Source organism: Rhizobium sp. BT03 (assembly GCF_030053155.1).
Lineage (GTDB): Bacteria > Pseudomonadota > Alphaproteobacteria > Rhizobiales > Rhizobiaceae > Rhizobium.
On record NZ_CP125640.1, the window covers coordinates 1,690,125 to 1,708,645 of the forward strand.

Consider the following 18,521-nt stretch of genomic DNA (forward strand, 5'->3'; position numbering starts at 1 on the left):
TCCGGTCAAGAAGCGATCTCTTTGTCTTATGCATGTCGTTATCCCGGAACCGCTACGCACTTCCGGGCGACATGCACTGGATGTTTAATGCATGTCGTTACCCCGGAACCGCGGCACACTTCCGGGCGACATGCATTGGATCACTGCAGGGAGAAATTGAACTTGTAGGTCGCCGAGACGCCGATCACGATCTGGTTCTTCGAGCCGCGGTCACGCACCAGGCTGCTGTCGGCGGCGGGACCGGCCAGCCGCTTATATTCGAGGAAAGAGCTTGCCGAGAGATTTTCGGTCGCCTTCCATGTCAGCGCTGCGCCGGCGCCATAAGACTGCATGCCCGCCGACGGCTTGTAAGGATCGAGGCCGCTTGCGGCGGCGTGCTTGGCGCTGACGCCGTAATAGGCGTCGTAATAGCCCCTTGTCGCAAATGTCGCGCGCGGGCCGCCCGACAGCTGCAGGTCGGGCGCGATATCGGTGAAGGCATCGACGGCGAGATCGGCGACGACGCCGTCATGGGAGCGGATACCCTGGCGAACCTCGGCGCGGGCGCGCAGGAAATCGGTCGGGTAGACTTCGACGAAGCCGCCGGCCTCGGCACCCCACTTGACCTTCCTCAAGCCCTTCAGGTCACTGTCGTCACCGGCATCGCGCGACGGCACGAACTTGCCGACGATGCCGGCACGGAAGGCGCCCTTGTCGATGAGGGAGAAAGAGGGGTTGTCGTTGCGCGAGGAAAAGCGCGGGCCGGCGCCCTGGCGGCCGACCGAAATCAGCGGGCTGAACTTGAATTCATTATGCGACGAGCCTTCGAATTTCGGCGCCGAGAAGCCGGCGACGCCGACGTTCAGATACCAGTCGCCCGACCAGAAATGCTGGCCGCTTTCCTGCGCCGCCGCTGAACCAAAGGATAAAAGGGCAATAGCCAAAGAGATCGATACGACTGATCGATGAGACACGTCCGCACTCCAGAAAACGCAAAAACAAAGCCGCGGAGAGCGGCGTTGGCTACATTTATCGTGAGGTCGTTACCCCAATGTTAACCACGGCGAAGGGCGCTCATGAAAGTCGTGCCGTGCGGCCCCCTCTTCCGACCCTTCGGGCCACCTTCTCCCCGCTGGGGAGAAGAGGGAGATTGTTGCTTCGTCATCGACTCCGATTGGAATCCTGTGCCTTGAGGAGACGGTTCATTTAGCCAGTGCCGGCGCGCCTTGCTCCCTCTTCTCCCCTGCGGGGAGAAGGTGGCCCGAAGGGTCGGATGAGGGGCCACACGGCTGATGGCATCCTATCTCTGGTTCCACCGGCGGATGACCGGCTCCGTCAGATCATGTTCGTAGCCGAGCACGCTGATGCTGGCCGTATCCAGCACGAAATGCGCACCGCCTTGCGGCGGCAGGCCGAGCCAGCGGGCGGCGAGCACGCGCAGGAAATGCGAACTCGAGAAGATCAGGATGGTGCCGGTGGCCTCGCGAAGCGCATGAATGACGGCGTCGGCGCGGGCGCCGACATCGGCGGCGAACTCCCCGTTCGGGCAGCCGTCGCGAAAGAGCTGCCAGCCGGGGCGCTCCGCCAGGATCGCCTTGGTGGTGATGCCTTCATAGGTGCCATAGTCCCATTCGGCGAGATCGTCGCGGATCACCGCACCCGATCCGAAGCCGGCGAGCGTGCAGGTTTTGCGGGCACGCGCCGACGGGCTCGACCAGACGGCGGAGAAGGCGTGGCCGGAAAGCCGCTCGGCGAGCTCGCGGGCGGCGGCCTCGCCATTCGCCGTCAGGGGAATATCGCTGCGGCCGGTATGGCGGCCGGACAGGCTCCATTCGGTTTCACCGTGGCGCACCAGATAGATTTCGGGAAACGCGGTGCTCATCGGCATGTCCTTTCATCACATCCAGCTTCTGCGCTCAGAACGTCACCTTCTCAAGCGGCGGGCGCCTTGCCTCGAACTCCTTCAGCCTGGCTTCGTTGCGGGCGATGTAACTGCGATTGTCGGGAACGGTGAACTGGTTCTTGGCGATCTGGATCTGCAGGATGAAGAGCTCGTCCCAGCGGAAGCCCATTTCCGAGCCGGCCAGGTAGAATTCCCACATGCGGAAGAACTGCTCGTCGTAAAGCGCCACCGCTTCGGCCTTGCGCGCCACGAAACGCTCGCGCCAATGGCGCAGCGTATAGGCATAATGCATCGGCAGGATTTCGACGTCCCTGACCAGCAACCCGGCCTTTTCGAGCGGCGGCACGACTTCGCCGACGGAGGGGATGTAGCCGCCGGGGAAAATATACTTCTCGATGAAGGCGTTGGTGCCGAAGCTCGGCTTCGGGCGGGCGATCGAATGCAGCACCATGACGCCGTTGTCGTCGAGCAGATCGGCTACCTTGCGGAAGAAATTGGGGTAATTCCCGATCCCGACATGCTCGAACATGCCGACCGAGACGATGCGGTCGAACTTCCTGCCGGTCATGCTGCGGTAATCCTGCAGCTCGAAGCGCAGGCGCTCGGCAAGGCCGCGCTTTTCGGCGCGGCTGCGGGAAACCTTGAGCTGCTCTTCGCTGAGCGTAATGCCGGTGAAATCGGCGCCCTCGGTCGCCTCCGTCAGATACATGCCCATGCCGCCCCAGCCGGAGCCGATTTCCAGGATGCGCTGGTTCGGCTCGAGCAGCAGCTTGGCGGCGATATGGCGTTTCTTGGCGAGCTGCGCCTCGTCGAGACCGATGCCGGCCGGTTCGAAATAGCCGCAGGAATATTGCCAGTCCTCGTCGAGGAACAGATCGAAGAGCTTGGCCGACAGGTCGTAATGATGGGCGACATTGTGCTTGTTGCGATTGACCGGCACGCGGCTCTTCAGCTGCTGCCAGGCAATACGGCCGACGAGCAGTGCCGCCATTTTGAAATCGAAGATTTCATTGGTGGTGTTCTGCTTCACCAGCGACAGGAAATCATAAATATTGCCCTGTTCGAGAATGAACCGTCCCTGCATGTACATTTCGCCGAGCTTCATCGTCGGGTCGCGGCGGATGGCGTCCTCGGCCTCCTGATCGGCAAGCCGGGCGACCACCATGTCGCCGGTGCCGTCGCCGATCATATAGGTATCGCCATTGGCAAGGGTAAGTTCCAACGAACCCTTGCGGATGATTTGCTGGACGATCGAAAGGAAAGCCGACGCCATGGACGCCTCGCAAATGTGACAGGATGGTCACATCAACTTAGGCGATCTCTTTCGCCTTACAAGCGCCGGATTTAGCACTCTCGAAATAACGCTGCCAAATTGTTGCATTTTTGCCGATATGGCGGCTAAACCCTTATTTTCGCTTCATGGCTTCGGCAAGGGCGGCGCCGAAGGCACCCTGACTCTCCGGCTTGGGAGCAGTCGGCCGGCGCTCGTTCTGCGGCCGTGAGCCCTGGTTTCCGTGAGAATCACCACGCGGCGGTGCGGCAGAACCGTCGTCGCGCTTCATCGACAGAGCGATGCGCTTGCGCTTGGCGTCGACCTCGACGACCCGCACCTTGACGACATCGCCGGCCTTCACGACCTCATGCGGATCCTTGACGAAGCGATCGGCCAGCTGCGACACATGCACTAGGCCATCCTGGTGCACGCCGATATCGACGAAGGCGCCGAAGGCGGCGACGTTGGTCACCGTGCCCTCCAGCATCATGCCGGGCTTGAGGTCGGAAATTTCGTTGACGCCCTCGGCGAATGTCGCGGTCTTGAAGCTCGGGCGCGGATCGCGGCCGGGCTTTTCCAGTTCCGAGATGATGTCCCTGACGGTCGGCAGACCGAATTTCTCGTCGATAAACTGGCGCGGATCGACCGATTTCAGCATGGCGCTGTCGCCCATCAGCGCGCGCAGATCCCGGCCGCAGGCGGCGACGATCTTCTTGGCGACGCCATAGGCTTCGGGGTGGACCGAGGAGGCATCGAGCGGCTCCTTGCCGTTCGGGATGCGCAGGAAGCCGGCGCATTGCTCGAAGGTGCGGCCGCCGAGCCGGGCGACCTTCAACAGATCACGGCGCGTCTCGAAACGGCCCTCGCTGTCGCGGTGGCGGACGATGGCGTCGGCGATCGAGGGCCCAAGGCCGGAGACACGGGCGAGCAGCGGCGCCGACGCCGTGTTGAGATCGACGCCGACGGCATTCACCGCGTCTTCGACCACCGCATCGAGCGAACGCGACAGCTTCTGCTGGTCGACGTCGTGCTGATACTGGCCGACGCCGATCGACTTCGGCTCGATCTTGACGAGTTCGGCGAGCGGATCCTGCAGACGCCGCGCAATCGAGACGGCGCCGCGCAGCGACACGTCGAGATCGGGAAACTCGGCCGCTGCGGTTGCCGAAGCGGAATAGACCGAGGCGCCGGCTTCCGAGACGATGACCTTGGTGGGCTTCGGCGCCGGCAGTTCGGCCAGCATGTCGGCCACCAGCTTTTCGGTCTCGCGGCTGCCGGTGCCGTTGCCGATCGAAATCAGCTCGACATTGTGCTTGCGGATCAGCGAGGCGACCTCGACCTGCGCGCCGCGCACGTCGTTCCGCGGCTGGAAGGGATAGACCGTCGATGTCGCCACCACCTTGCCGGTGCCGTCGACGACGGCGACCTTGACGCCGGTGCGGATGCCGGGGTCGAGGCCCATCGTGGCGCGCGAGCCGGCGGGTGCGGCGAGCAGCAGGTCCTTGAGATTGCGGGCAAAGACATGGATCGCCTCCTCTTCCGCCCTTTCGCGCAGCTCCCGCATCAGGTCGAGCGATAGCGACATGGAAAGCTTGACGCGCCAGGTCCAGCTGGCGACCTCCATCAGCCAGCGGTCGCCGGGGCGGCTTGTCCCGATCTCATAGGCCGTGGCGATCATGCGTTCGACCGGCTTGTTCGGCGAGGCGGTCTCGGCGTCGGCCTCGATCGTCAGCGTCAGCACCTCCTCGTTCCAGCCGCGCAGCATGGCGAGCGCGCGGTGGCCGGGGGCACTCGCCCAGCGTTCGGAATGGTCGAAATAATCTGAAAATTTTTCGCCCGCCGCCTGTTTGCCGTCGACGACCTTGGCTTTCAGCAGCGACGCCTGGCGCATATGGGCGCGCAATCTGCCGAGCAGGTCGGCATTTTCGGCAATGCCTTCGGCGATAATGTCACGCGCGCCTTCGAGCGCCGTCTTCACATCGACGACATCAGCGGTGATGAAGCCTTCGGCGAGCACCGCCGGCTCCCTGATGCGCTCGGCAAGGATCGCCTCGGCAAGCGGGCCGAGGCCGCGTTCGCGGGCAATTTCAGCGCGGGTGCGCCGCTTCGGCTTATAGGGCAGATAAAGGTCTTCGAGCTCGGCCTTGGTTTCGGCGCCGGCCACTTTGCCCATCAGCTCGTCGGTCATCTTGCCCTGGCCGGTGATCGATTCGACGATCGCGGCGCGCCGGGCTTCGAGTTCACGCAGATAGACCAGCCGTTCGGCCAGATTGCGCAGCTGCGTATCATCAAGCCCGCCCGTCACTTCCTTGCGGTAGCGGGCGATGAAAGGCACGGTGGCGCCTTCGTCGAGCAGCTCGATGGCGGCTTTGGCCTGTTCGGGCCGGGCATTGATTTCGGCCGAGATGCGGGCTGCGAGAAAACGGAGGTCAGCGGCCATAGGGTTTCCTGGGGATTTCCTGTTTCGACGAAAGTTGCGGGACCATAGCGGCGAAAAGCGGCAAGGCAATGCCCGACTGTGGTTTTCACAGCGGAAGTTGAAGGATGGAGGATCATCGCCATTGTGCCGCGTGGCCCCCTCATCCGACCCGACGGGCCACCTTCTCCCCGCTGGGGAGAAAAGGGGAGCAAGCGCTTGCCTCTCTTTCCACTGCAGACGTTTCTAGGAAAAGAGACGTTGCCACGATTCCCCTTCTCCCCAGCGGGGAGAAGATGCCGGCAGGCAGATGAGGGGGCCATGCGGCAACACGCCTGCCAGGTCGCCCCACCCCATCGCCCTCTTCCGTTTTTGCGGTTGTGCAGATGCGGCATTCTTTGATAGCAGAAGCAACGTTTTGGATCGCCCTGCCCGCGGGCGCAAGGAAAAGAGTGACATGCCAAACCTTCTTCTCGAACTCCGCTCCGAAGAGATTCCGGCCCGCATGCAGCGCAAGGCTGCCGGCGACCTGAAGAAGCTCGTCACCGATGCGCTTGTCGAAGCGGGTCTGTCCTATGAAGGCGCGCGCGAATATTGGACGCCGCGGCGGCTGGCGCTCGACATTCATGGCCTGACGGCGCGCTCGGCCGATGTGCGCGAGGAGCGCAAGGGGCCGCGCACCGACGCCAACGAGAAGGCGATCGAAGGTTTTCTGCGCGGCGCCGGCCTTTCGTCGGTTTCCGAGGCGCAGGTGGTCAGCGATCCGAAGAAGGGCGATTTCTACGTCGCGGTCATTTCGAAGCCCGGCCGCGCGGCCGAAGAAATCGTCGCCGAGGTAATGCCCGGCATCATCCGCGATTTTCCCTGGCCGAAGTCGATGCGCTGGGGCAAGGCCTCCTCCGCGCCGGGGGCGCTGCGCTGGGTGCGGCCGCTGCAGTCGATCGTCTGCACCTTCGGGCCCGAGCATGAGGAAACCGTCGTCATCCCCTTCGAGATCGACGGCATCACCGCCTCAAACGTCACCTACGGCCATCGCTTCCATGCGCCCGAGGCGATCACCGTCCGCCGGTTCGACGATTATGCCGCGAGCCTGGAAAAGGCAAAGGTCATCCTCGATGCCGAGCGGCGCAAGGACATCATCCTGCATGACGCCCGCGACATCGCCTTCGCCAACGGGCTGGAGCTTGTCGAAGACGAGGGCCTGCTGGAGGAAGTCTCCGGCCTCGTCGAATGGCCGCAGGTGCTGATGGGGTCCTTCGAGGAGGATTACCTGTCGATCCCCTCCGAGATCATCCGGCTGACCATCAAAACCAATCAGAAGTGCTTCGTCACGCGCAAGCAGGGCGAGGACACGCTGTCGAACCGGTTCATCCTCGTCTCCAACATCCAGGCGCATGACGGCGGCAAGGAAATCGTCCACGGCAACGGCAAGGTGGTGCGGGCCCGGCTTTCGGACGCGCTGCATTTCTGGAAGCGCGATCAGGGCGACCTGCCGGATCTGGAGACGCTGACGGCGTCGGCCGCAAAATTCGGCCTCGACCTGCAGAAACCGCTCGACCAGCGTATGGCCAAGCTCGATGCGCTCGACGTGACCTTCCATGCCAAGCTCGGCACGCAGGGCGCACGCGTCGCCCGCATCCGCGTGCTGGCGGAGGAACTGGCAAGGACCACCGGCGCGGATGCGGCCCTCACCGATCGTGCCGCCGTGCTCGCCAAGGCCGATCTGCGCACCGAAGCGGTCGGCGAATTCCCGGAGCTGCAGGGCTTGATGGGCCGCAAATATGCGGCGCTGCAGGGTGAAAACGCCTCTGTCGCCGCAGCGGTCGAGGACCACTACAAGCCGCAGGGCCCGTCCGACCGGGTGCCGGAGGACAAGGTGGCGATCACGCTGGCGCTTGCCGACAAGCTGGATACGCTGACAGGCTTCTGGGCGATCGACGAAAAGCCGACCGGCTCCAAGGACCCGTTTGCGCTGCGGCGGGCAGCCCTCGGCGTCGTCCGGATCCTGCTGGAGCGAAGGGTCCGCCTGCCGCTTCTGGCGACCACCAGGGATGGCGATCTGCTCTCCTTCTTCCACGACCGTCTCAAGGTCTATCTGCGCGATCAGGGCGCTCGCCACGATCTGATCGACGCTGTGCTGACGCCGGATGCCGACGACCTGCTGATGGTGGCGCGCCGCGTCGAAGCGCTGACGGCCTTCATCACCTCCGAGGACGGCAAGAACCTGCTTGCCGGCACCAAGCGCGCAACGCAGCTGCTCGCCGCCGAGGAAAAGAAGGGCACGGTCATCGCCGACGGCGTTTCGCCGGCACTCCTGAAGCTCGACGCCGAGAAGGAGCTGTTTGCCGCCATCTCAAGCGCCTCGAAGGATGCTGCGGAGGCTGTCGCCGGAGAAGATTTCCGCTCGGCGATGGAAGCGCTCTCCAAGCTGCGCGGCCCGGTCGACCGCTTCTTCGAAGACGTGCTCGTCAACGACGAAGACGCCGCCATCCGCGCCAACCGCCTCGCTTTGCTGCGGCTGATCCGCGAAGCGACGGGAACGGTGGCGGATTTCTCGAAGATTTCGGGGTGAGAGCCGGGTTTCGGCTGGGTGCTTGAGGGTGACGCAGCGCTTGCGGCCGTGGGTCCTCGGGTCAAGCCCGAGGACGACGGAGGGTGGGGAAGCCTCTGTGGCAAGGGCTGCAAGCGCGTGGTGATTTTGTAGAAATTGCCGCCTATTATTTTACGCGATCCCCACGCAAAGCCGCCTACGCATTTTGCTGGAATCGATCCAGGCGTCTCGCCTCCTGCCGATCGCGCGCCCCACTCTCCGTCATACTCGGGCTTGACCCGAGTATCCATGCCGCACGCGCTCCGCATGACTTTTGGCTGGGGTCGCCTTTCAAAACAACACGGCCGCCGGAGAACCGACGGCCGTGTTGTTGCATACGAATGCCTGTCATCCCCGCGCCGTTTAAGCAGCGCGGCGACCCTGATGCGTGGCCGGGGCAGCGCCGCTGACGCGGAAGCCGCGGATGAGGTCGATCAGTTCGTCGGTGTCGCTGGCGAGCGTTTCGGCCGATGCCGTGGTTTCCTCGGCCATGGCGGCGTTCTGCTGGGTGGCAGCGTCGAGCTGGTTCATCGACGATGAGATCGAGCGCAGCGTCGTGTCCTGTTCCGAGGCGCTGTGGGCGATCTTGGCGACGATTTCGTTGGCGGCCTTGATCTGGTCGGAGATGCGCTTCAGCGCCTCGCCGGCCTCGCCGACCAGGCGGACGCCATGGTCGACCTGGCTGGAGGAGCGGGCGATCTGGTCCTTGATCTCCTTGGCGGCAGCGGCGGAGCGCTGGGCAAGCTCGCGCACCTCCTGGGCGACGACCGCAAACCCCTTGCCGGATTCGCCGGCGCGGGCCGCCTCGACGCCGGCATTCAGCGCCAGCAGGTTGGTCTGGAAGGCGATCTCGTCGATGACGCCGATGATCTTGGTGATCTCCGACGACGACTTCTCGATGCCGCTCATCGCTTCGATCGCCTGGCCGACGATCGCATCGCTGTGGGTGGCCTCGGTGCTGACGGAGTGGACGCGCTTGCTCGCCTCATGGGCGCCATCAGCCGTCTGGCGGACGGCGACGGTGAGTTCGTCGAGTGCGGCGGAAGTTTCCTCCAGGCTCGCGGCCTGGCGCTCGGTGCGCTGCGACAGCTCGTTGGAGGCGCGGCGGATCTCTTCCTTGCTGGTGCCGATATCGCTGCCCTTGGCGCTGACCTTGGCCATGGCGGCTTCGAGATGCGACAATGCATCGTTGAAGTTGTCGCGCAGGGCGGCATATTTCTGGCCGAGATCGGCGCAGCGCACGGTGAGGTCGCCGCGGGCGATCATCTCCAGCGCCTGGCCGATCGTCGCCACCACACGGGCCTGCAGGGCTGTCTCGTCCTGCTGCTGGCGCTGATTGTTTTCGCGCTCGTTTTCCAGCGCCAGCTGCTGGGCCGCCTCGCGATCGGACATCTGATGGCGTTCGCGGATCTTTTCCTGCAGCGACTGCGTGGCTTTCGCCATCATGCCGACTTCATTGTTCATGGTCGTATGCGGGATGGCAATGGAAACGTCCTCTTCGGCGACAGCCTTCAGCGCGGCGTGGACGTTGTTGAGAGGCCCCGATATGCCGCGGATGACGACGTAGGCGGCCGCCATGGCAAGGAAGAACAGAACGATGCTGCCGGAGAGCGCGGTCAGGATCGTGCTGTCTATCTGCGCATCGAGATCGTCCATGTAGACGCCGGTGACGACGACGACTTTCCAGGGGTCGAAGGCCTGCCCATAGGCCGTTTTGCGGTAATCGCCGGCCGGCTGGCCCGGTTTGCTGGTGGAATAAAATTCGACGAGACCGCCGCCCTGCTGGCCGAGCTTGACCAGTTCTTCGCGATAGAGCTTGCCCTTGCTGTCCGCCTGCCCCTTCAGGTTCTGCCCGACTTTCGCGGCGTCGTAGTGAAACATCATCTGGACATCGTAGCTATAGCCGAAGAAATAGCCGTCCGGATCGTATTTCATTCCGTTGACGGTGGCATAGGCCTGCTTCTGGGCATCCTCCAGAGTCATTTCGCCCGCGGTGACCTTGGCCTGGTAAAGCTTGAGAACGGAGACGGCCGACTGAACCTCGGCGCGGAGCATGTCATAACGCTCCTTGTAGATCGCATCGACCGAGGAGCGGATCTGCAGGGAGGTGGCGACCGCAAAGGCGATCATCAGGCCGACGACCAGCAATACAAGCTGCTTCGATATTTTCAGATTTTTCATGACGCCTCGCAACGGGAATGGTGGGTGCATTCCGGCGCGGTCTTCTACCGCCTGTGCGAGCGCGCCAAACAAGACGACGCGTCTACCGCTGCTAAAAACAACATGCTGCGACCGGGTAAGTAACCATTAACGCTCACCCCATAAGAAATCTTTAATTTAGCTGTTCTCGACGGGGCTTTCCCTAAAAATCCAGGGGTAAAATTGCATTCGATTTTACCTGCCGTCAAAACGTGAATGCACCCTCGCTGCTCATCGAGGGTGCATTCGGTCCACCGGTGGTGGAACCCCAAACGATCGAAACCTTGATCAGGCGGGGGCAGGGAACTTTGTCTTCAAGCCGGACGCAAAACGGGAATTGTTTCAGAAACGCAGCTCGAATTCGGAAACGTTCAGCGCTGCCGGTTGTTCCGCCATGCCGGCCACAACAGGCTTGGCATCGCCGCCGATGACGGCCGCGGTGGTCGCGCTCATATCGATGCCATCCGCGGAAGGGGCTGAAGGCGTGGCGGCGATCATTGCTTCCGGGGTCGCCTTGCTGACGAAGACGACGGGCGAGCCGCCCATCCAGCCTTCGGTGCGATAGATCTTCTTTTCGCCGCCGACATCGCGGACTTCGCTCGCCTGGAGGACGCCGGGCTTCAACTCCGGCACCGTATAATCCTTCTTGACGAGTTCGGCCTGGAGCGGCGGGCAATCGGCACAGCGTTCGGTGACGATGCTGCCGTCAGTCCGCGGCGCGGTCTTGCCGACCACCTCGATCGAGGATGCCATTGCCGACCCTGCCATCAGCAGGATTGCCGCACCGAGGAAAATCTGACGCATCAACGCACCTCCGTCTTACCGTAGGAGCGGTATAGCGCAGCTTTGTTTCCATCCCGTCAGGGGAAAAGGTAAAATTTTAAAGAACGCGGCAATTTATACTCTACAGCGCCGCGCGTCTTTTCAGACGCGCAAAGGACGCTGTAGCACTCTGAATGCTGCATAATTTTGTCCTTAAATCGATTCCGATTTAAGGAATTATGCAGTGCCTGCGGCCGTTTCGCGCTCGATCGCCCGCCAGCCGATGTCGCGCCTGGAGAAGCCGTTTTCCCACGTCACCCTGTCGAGCAGCGCATAGGCGCGGTCCTTGGCCTCGGCGACCGTGCCGCCTGACGCGGTGACGTTCAGCACGCGGCCGCCGGTCGCAACCAGTGCGCCATCCTTCAAACCCGTGCCGGCATGAAACACCTTCTCACCCTCGCCTGCCTCAGGCAGCGAGAGGATCGGCGTGTTCTTTTCATAGGCGGCGGGATAGCCCTTCGAGGCCATGACGACGGTGAGGGCCGGATCGTCGCTCCATTCGGCGCTCACCTGGTCGAGCGTGCCGTTGGCGGTGGCCAGCAGCAGCGGCAGCAGATCGCTCTTCAGCCGCATCATCATCACCTGGCATTCGGGATCGCCGAAGCGGACATTGTATTCGATGAGTTCCGGCCCCTTCTCCGTAATCATCAGCCCGGCGAAGAACACGCCGGAGAAGGGATGACCGCTCTCGGCCATGCCGCGGATCGTCGGCTCGATGATTTCCTTCATGGTGCGCTCGACCATTTCGGCGGTCATGACCGGCGCCGGCGAATAGGCGCCCATGCCGCCGGTGTTGACGCCGGTATCGCCCTCGCCCACCCGTTTGTGATCCTGGGCGGTTGCGAGCGGCAGCGCGTTCTTCCCGTCGCAGAGGCAGAAGAAACTCGCCTCCTCGCCGTCGAGATAGGCTTCGACGACGACTTCGGCGCCGGCGGCGCCAAAGGCGCCCTCGAAGCAGTCGTCGACCGCGGCCAAGGCTTCATCCAGCGTCATCGCCACCGTCACGCCCTTGCCGGCGGCAAGCCCGTCGGCCTTGACGACGATCGGCGCGCCCTGATCGCGAATATAGGCTTTGGCCTTCGGCGCATTGTTGAAGCGCTGATAGGCGCCTGTGGGAATGCCGTAGCGGGCGCAGATATCCTTGGTGAAGCCCTTGGAGCCCTCGAGCTGGGCGGCAGCGGCGGAGGGACCGAAGACCGTCAGGCCATCGGCGCGCAAGCGGTCGGCAAGGCCGGCGACCAGCGGCGCTTCCGGGCCGACGACGACGAAATCGATCGCCTTCTCCTTGCAGAAAGCGGCGACCGCTTCATGATCCTCGGTATTGATGGGCACGAGGACGGCGTGTTCGCCAATGCCGGGATTGCCGGGTGCGGCATAGAATTCGCTCAGCAACGGCGATTGCGCCAGCTTCCAGGCGAGCGCATGCTCGCGTCCGCCCGATCCGATCAACAGAACCTTCATGCGCCACCCTTTCCTTTTGCCTCTGGCGGTTAAGGGCCAAGGGCCGAAAGGTCAAGCGGGAAAGCTTACCAGCCCCCGCCTCCCCCGCCGCCGCCGCCCCCGCCGGACGAGCCGCCGCCGGAAAAACCGGAGGATGAACTCGACGGCGGCGGCGAGGGAATGGTCGAAGCGATGGTCGAGGCCATCGACGAGGAGAAGCCGCCGACACGGTCGGAAAAGCTGCCGCTGTTGAAATCGCCGGAATACCAGGCCGGCGCATAGGCCGCGGCGGCACCGGCGGCAGCGGCCGCAAGCCAGGTTTCGAAGGTGCGCGACCAGGGTTTTTCGACGCCGAGCGCCACCGCGTAGGGCAGCAGCGTCTCGAAATGCTGCGGCGACATCTCAGGTGCACCAGCCGTGTTCATCCGGTCTTTCTCGGCCAGTGTCAGATATTGGCGCAGGCCGTCTATACCGTCCATCATCCTGGCGCCGAGCGGCGTCGGTGCGCCCATGATGAAGAAATACAGGATGTTGAGCAGCACGATACCGCCGACGGCAAAGAGCATCGGCGTTTCGTGCAGCTTCACCAGCGAGGAGGCCAGCGCCAGGACCATCGCCGACAGGATGCCGATGCCGACGAAAACGCCGATCGCCGCAGCGATGATGGCAATGATCTTGCCGAACAGCGAACTGCCGCGATGCAGCGACCGGACGAAGCCGGCAACGAAAACCGCAACGAAGACCGAGATGGCGGTTGGGATCAGTATCAGCGCGATCGTGTCCGGCTCCAGCGACCCAAAGACGAACAGCGTCACCAGGGCGGCGGCGCTGAGCGCGATGCCGCCTATGGTATAGCCGAGGTTGGCATTGTAATATTTGCCGCGGTGTTCCTTCTCGATCGCCGAACGGAAGGACTGGCCGACGGATTTCACCCGCTCGCCATTGGCCTTGTCGATCGTCAGCGTTCTGCCTTCGCCGCCGGCGACCCTCAGCAGCTCGATCTCGCCGGCCTGGAATTTCTCCTTGCCGAGCGCTTTGCCGCTGCCGCGGATGACGATCGAATTCTTCAGGTCTTCGAGTTTGACGTAACCACGGACCGCCAGATTGAGCGCCGTGGCGGAAAGCGCCGTCCAGCCCCCGCCGGAGAAGCCCTTATTGTCGATGTAGTTGACCAGCGCCGGCGAGATGCCCTCGGGCGCGTCCCAGCGCGGCACGACGACGCCGCGGGCGGGATCGCGGCCGACCTTCAGCCATGATCTGAGATAATAGGCGAAGACCAGGATCAGGCCGCCGAAGCCGATGAAATAATTGCGGTTGTCCTTCAGCCACCAGGTGCTTTCCATATCGGCGCTCGGCGGATCGATCGACCCCTTCGGCATGCGGATCGCAAAGGTCAGCCCTTCGTTGGCATCGAGCGGCGCGGTGGTGGAAAAGACGAGGCCGGCCCCGGCTTCGCTGACGCGGGCATTCTTTCCCGTCGCCCCCTGCCGACCGGTGAAAAAGGTCGTCTCGGTGGCAGTGACACCGGGCGGCAGCTGCACCGTTGCCGTCGCCGAGCGGATCGGGAAGATCCAGCCGTTGCCGGTGACGTTCCAATAGAGTTCGTCATGATCGTCGAAATAGCGGATCTGACGATTTGTCTTGTAGGTGAAGACATAGCGGTGGCGGCCCGGCGTTACCGTCACCTCGGCGGAGCCGGCATAGATGCGGATGCCGCCGTCAATCGATTCCGTGTGCCAGGGCTCGTCTGCGCCGTCGCGGATGACCGCCACCATGTCGAAATCGACGCTGCGGCGATGGCCCCCGGCATCGGTGAAATAGAGCGGGAAATCCCGGAAGATGCCGTGATTGATCCGATTGCCCTCGGCATTGACGGTGATCGTTTCCGTCACCGTCATCGCGCCGCTCTTTTCGAGCGTGATGGCGGAGGCGAAGCTGTCGATCACCTCGGCGGCAAAGGCCGCCGGAGCGGCGAGCATCAGCAGCAGTGCAAAACAAAACCCGAAAAACCGACGACCCATCCCTGTCTCCCCGCCGGCAGCCTCGGCTGCTTCTAGTCAATCCTTGTCCCGATAGGTCACGCCGAGGGCGGCGAGCGTCCGCCAATAGGCGGGGAAGGTCTTGCCGACACAATCGGGATCGAGAATGGTGATGCCGTCGATCTTCAACCCGGCAAGCGCGAAGCTCATGGCGATGCGATGATCGGCGAAGCTGTCGATCTCGGCCGGCAGGCGTTTTCCCGCAAGGGCCGGATCGGACCTTACGATCAGATCGTCGCCCTCTTCACGGGCAAGGCCGGGAAGGATGCGGTTGAGGCCGGAGGAAAGCGCCCGGATGCGGTCGCATTCCTTGACGCGCAGATTGGCGATGCCGACGAAGCGGACCGGCGTCTCGTTGAAGGCGGCGAGCACGGCCAGCGTCGGAACCGCATCCTGCATCTGCGAACCGTCGATTTCGGCGGGCAGCTGCGGAAAACGGGCAATCATGTCGTAGGCGCGGGCATCCGGTTGCGAAAAGGCGTCGGCGGGAACACCGAGATCGATCGCGCCGCCGGTCAGCACTTCGGCGGCCCAGAGATAGGTCGCAGCCGAAGCATCGGGCTCAACGATGAAGTCGGCGGCGCTGTAGCCGGTCGGCTCGACGCGCCAGGTGACGGGGCTGGTCTTTTCGACCTTGGCGCCGAAGGCCTTCATCGCCGCCGTGGTCAGATCGATATAACCGAGCGCGCCGATATCCTCGCCGACGAGTTCGATATCGACCGGCCGGTCGCCGCCGGCCGCCATCATCAGCAGCGCCGAGACATACTGGCTGGAGAGGCCGCCATCGATGCGGATGCGGTCGGCCTGGAAGCGGCCGGTGCCTTTGACGGTGACCGGCGGGCAGCCGGTTTCCGATGTCGCGTCGACGCCGAGCGTGCGCATTGCCTCGACCAGCGGGCCGATCGGGCGCTTGCGCATATGTTCGTCGCCATCGACGATCACCGTGCCATCGACCAAGGCGGCGGCCGCCGTCAGGAAGCGCGTCGCCGTGCCGGCATTGCCGAGGAAGAGCGGCGCCTTCGGCGGCTGGAGCCTGCCGCTGCCGGTGACGACGAAGGTTGTGTCGTCGGGTTCGTCGATCGAAACGCCCATGGCGCGCAACGCATCGGCCATATAGCGCGTATCGTCGCTCTTCAGCGCCCCGGTCAGCCGGCTCGTGCCCTTGGCAAGGCCGGCGAGTAGCAGCGCCCGATTGGTGATCGACTTGGACCCCGGCGGCATGGCGCGGCCCGAAAGCGGCCCGCCCGGCGGGATGATCGTGAGTTTGGCTGTGGGTGTCATGCTGTTCTTCCGTCCATGGGGCAAGCCTTATCGGCCGCTATCTGCCTTTGCTCTTAATCGCTTTCTTGCAAAGGCAAAATGCCGGATCGTCAGAATTTCACGCTGGGAACGGCGCGATCGGCCTCGTTGGTGATTTCGAAATAGTCCCGCTTGGCAAAACCGAACTGGCCGGCGACGAGATTAGAGGGGAAGCTTTCGACCTTGACGTTCAGGTCGCGGGCCGCACCATTGTAATAACGCCGCGCCATCTGCAGCTCGCCTTCCATGGTTTCGAGCGAGGCCTGCAGCTCGGCGAAATTCTGGTTGGCCTTGAGATCGGGATAGGCTTCGGCGAGCGCGATGACCCGGCCGAGCGCCTGGCCGAGCAGCCCTTCCGCCTGCGCCCTACCGGCGACATCGCCTGATGGCACCGCCTGCGCCTTGTTGCGGAGCGCAACCACCTCTTCGAGCGTCGACTTCTCATGGGCGGCATAACCCTTGACCGTCTCGATCAGGTTCGGGATCAGATCGGCGCGGCGCTTCAACTGTACATCGATGCCCGACCAGGCTTCTTCAGCCATCTGCCGGGAGCGAACCAGGCCGTTGTAGATGAAGACGATGTAGAGTGCGATGACGACGATGATAGCGAGTATCACATACATGCAGATGGGCTCCCCGATTTGATGATTGCACGTTAGTGATTCGGCATGACAAAGTCATCTTGGCGAAACAAGTCTTTGCAGCTTCGGCGAGACTTCGATGAATACCCTTAAGGGGTTATCAGCCAATCAGGAGCATAAGCATCCATTTTCTGGCTTTCTCGCCAGAGATTGAAGCGTTCAGTCCAACGATGTTCGATGTCGAGCGCAATGGCGAAAGGCAGATAATGCTCGTAGCATTCGGCCGACATTGCAGGGCCATCTATCTCGCCGCGCAAATAACGGTTCAAAACGAACATGTTATTGCGGATCTGCCGCTGCTTCGCCGTCGGTATGCGCAGCATCGCCAAGACGGCGATCACGCCGACAATGTGCAGCAAGATCGCCATTAGATATGGCCACTGCTCGCTGATCACCTCAGTCGTGCCGATATAGACAAGTGCAACAATGACCATCATCGGAAGACCCACTATCAAACTCATCGCCTGTTTGAACTGTTCGAAGGTGCCGGTGGCCACCGGAAACCGCTCTGGATGGCGGAACATCGCAACCACGAGAAAAACAGTGAGCAATAACCCTGAGATGGCCGCGGAAAAAAGAAAAAGGCCCGAGAAAGAGGCGACGGCAATGCCGAGAGCCAAAATGGAGGCTGCAGCCGCCAAGCTCCACCGATCTATGCCTCTGATCTTCTGATATTCCTCAGTGATTGTTCTGTGCAATTCATCTCTCACATCAGGCCGGGCATTTTTAACTCTGCGCCGATCGCCGACATACGGTTCCTTTGCAATGCCGCCGAATACCAAGCGCGTCGCAGCTGGAAGATCATACCATTTGGCGCGACCCGCCTTGCCCTTCCTTCGGTCTTGCTTTGGCAATAAGTCCGAGGCCTCGGCATCCTCACCCAGGCTGGAAATGCGAAGCGTCCGCTTGACTGCGAGATGGCAGACAGACGCCATGAAAGCCGCTTTTGCCGCATCTGCTTTCCAGTCTCGAAACAAATAGGCTGCCAGAGCGGGAGATATGCTTTCCGTCACTTTGGTGTCGACGGTTATCAATGGTGCAGGCACAAGCCATGACGGTCGAAATTTGAGGATAACGACCAGACCGACGATCAGCGGCCCTAAAATACTTAGGAATGGGAGAAAGTGATCGGAAAGCCACCACTGTACCCGCTTGCCGCTCGTTAGGGTCACAAAGGTCCCTGCGGGATAGTCAATCTCGATATCAGGCAGGACACGATCCCCTTTACCTGCTGGAATAGACACCAAGATCTCATTCGGTGTGCTGCGCCTGACGTCATAGGCCGCCGCCCGATTCTGTTGCGCGGGCCGTACCGTTCCGCCCGGCGGCAGCCTCAAGGTAAGCGTTTTTTTCGCTCCCTGGCCGTGCACGCGGCCCATATAGGCCGGCAGGAAGAGAACCTCGCGGTCGCCCTCCTGACGAACGAGGCGCCCGAGCCAATAAGCGATCTGGATCTTTGTAAGGCCGGTGGGCAGATCTGCAGAGCAGCCTTTGCAGTGCTCCGCTCCGATATAAATCGAGTGGCCCGGCACATTATTTTCCCGGAAATAGTATTCGTCGTCTCCGTCACGCCGGGCTGCGGCCAGTTTGAAATCTCGCCAGTGAGCACCACCTGACGCATCGGTGAAACGTTGAGGGATATCAACATAAACGCCGCCGTAATTTGCCGCCCTCTTGACCAGGATGTCGAAACTTTCGGACACGAAGGCGGTGCCGTCAGTGGAGACTTCGATCGTGGTGTTTGCCGACTGGACTGTGAACTCGTTGTCAAAATCGCTGCATGATGTCAGCAGGACAAGAATTGCGCATGAGACAAGCCACGAGAAAAAGCGCAGCATCCTGGCTGCGCGGTTTTCAAACGCGATTTTAAAATAAAGAATACCGCTCTTCAAAAGACAGACCGAATCTATACCTGATCGA

The 18,521-nt window shown here is 62.4% G+C and carries 12 protein-coding genes; 1 reads left to right on the top strand and 11 read right to left on the bottom strand.

Features of this window, described 5'->3' with window-relative positions:
• Window positions 1-140: 140 nt before the first annotated feature.
• The 4 genes from QMO80_RS08395 to QMO80_RS08410 form a co-directional block, all read right to left on the bottom strand.
• Window positions 141-953, bottom strand: a complete 813-nt coding sequence (locus QMO80_RS08395) for a MipA/OmpV family protein (protein ID WP_283199654.1) — start codon at window positions 951-953, stop codon at window positions 141-143.
• Window positions 954-1,279: 326 nt separating this feature from the next.
• On the bottom strand, window positions 1,280-1,861 hold the full coding sequence (locus QMO80_RS08400) for a histidine phosphatase family protein (RefSeq protein ID WP_283199655.1): 582 nt from the start codon (window positions 1,859-1,861) through the stop codon (window positions 1,280-1,282).
• Window positions 1,862-1,895: 34 nt separating this feature from the next.
• On the bottom strand, window positions 1,896-3,155 hold the full coding sequence (locus QMO80_RS08405) for a cyclopropane-fatty-acyl-phospholipid synthase family protein (RefSeq protein WP_283199656.1): 1,260 nt from the start codon (window positions 3,153-3,155) through the stop codon (window positions 1,896-1,898).
• 133 nt (window positions 3,156-3,288) lie between these two features.
• A complete protein-coding gene (locus QMO80_RS08410) occupies window positions 3,289-5,595 on the bottom strand; it encodes a Tex family protein (protein WP_283199657.1) in 2,307 nt (768 codons plus the stop codon).
• Between the two features lie 433 nt (window positions 5,596-6,028).
• Between QMO80_RS08410 and glyS the strand changes: the two genes are divergently transcribed.
• Window positions 6,029-8,143: a glycine--tRNA ligase subunit beta gene (gene glyS / locus QMO80_RS08415; RefSeq protein WP_283199658.1), complete on the top strand. Its 2,115-nt coding sequence runs from the start codon at window positions 6,029-6,031 to the stop codon at window positions 8,141-8,143.
• Between the two features lie 381 nt (window positions 8,144-8,524).
• On the opposite strand, the gene QMO80_RS08420 is transcribed toward glyS, so the two are convergent.
• The 7 genes from QMO80_RS08420 to QMO80_RS08450 all read right to left on the bottom strand — a co-directional run bounded on the left by QMO80_RS08420 (window position 8,525) and on the right by QMO80_RS08450 (window position 18,439).
• Window positions 8,525-10,342, bottom strand: coding sequence for a methyl-accepting chemotaxis protein (locus tag QMO80_RS08420; protein WP_283199659.1), 1,818 nt, complete (start codon window positions 10,340-10,342; stop codon window positions 8,525-8,527).
• Window positions 10,343-10,702: 360 nt separating this feature from the next.
• Window positions 10,703-11,164, bottom strand: coding sequence for a plant virulence effector HPE1-like domain-containing protein (locus QMO80_RS08425; protein ID WP_283199660.1), 462 nt, complete (start codon window positions 11,162-11,164; stop codon window positions 10,703-10,705).
• A 195-nt stretch (window positions 11,165-11,359) separates the two neighbouring features.
• Window positions 11,360-12,643 carry a phosphoribosylamine--glycine ligase gene (purD, locus tag QMO80_RS08430; RefSeq protein WP_283199661.1) on the bottom strand — a complete coding sequence of 428 codons (1,284 nt, stop codon included), beginning with the start codon at window positions 12,641-12,643 and terminating at the stop codon, window positions 11,360-11,362.
• A gap of 65 nt (window positions 12,644-12,708) precedes the next feature.
• Entirely contained in the window at window positions 12,709-14,643 is a 1,935-nt protein-coding gene (locus QMO80_RS08435; RefSeq protein ID WP_283199662.1) for a DUF2207 domain-containing protein, read from the bottom strand.
• Window positions 14,644-14,679: 36 nt separating this feature from the next.
• Window positions 14,680-15,942 carry a 3-phosphoshikimate 1-carboxyvinyltransferase gene (gene aroA / locus QMO80_RS08440; protein ID WP_283199663.1) on the bottom strand — a complete coding sequence of 421 codons (1,263 nt, stop codon included), beginning with the start codon at window positions 15,940-15,942 and terminating at the stop codon, window positions 14,680-14,682.
• 89 nt (window positions 15,943-16,031) lie between these two features.
• On the bottom strand, window positions 16,032-16,583 hold the full coding sequence (locus tag QMO80_RS08445; RefSeq protein ID WP_283199664.1) for a LemA family protein: 552 nt from the start codon (window positions 16,581-16,583) through the stop codon (window positions 16,032-16,034).
• Between the two features lie 107 nt (window positions 16,584-16,690).
• Window positions 16,691-18,439: a DUF2207 domain-containing protein gene (locus QMO80_RS08450; protein WP_283200144.1), complete on the bottom strand. Its 1,749-nt coding sequence runs from the start codon at window positions 18,437-18,439 to the stop codon at window positions 16,691-16,693.
• Window positions 18,440-18,521 lie beyond the last annotated feature (82 nt).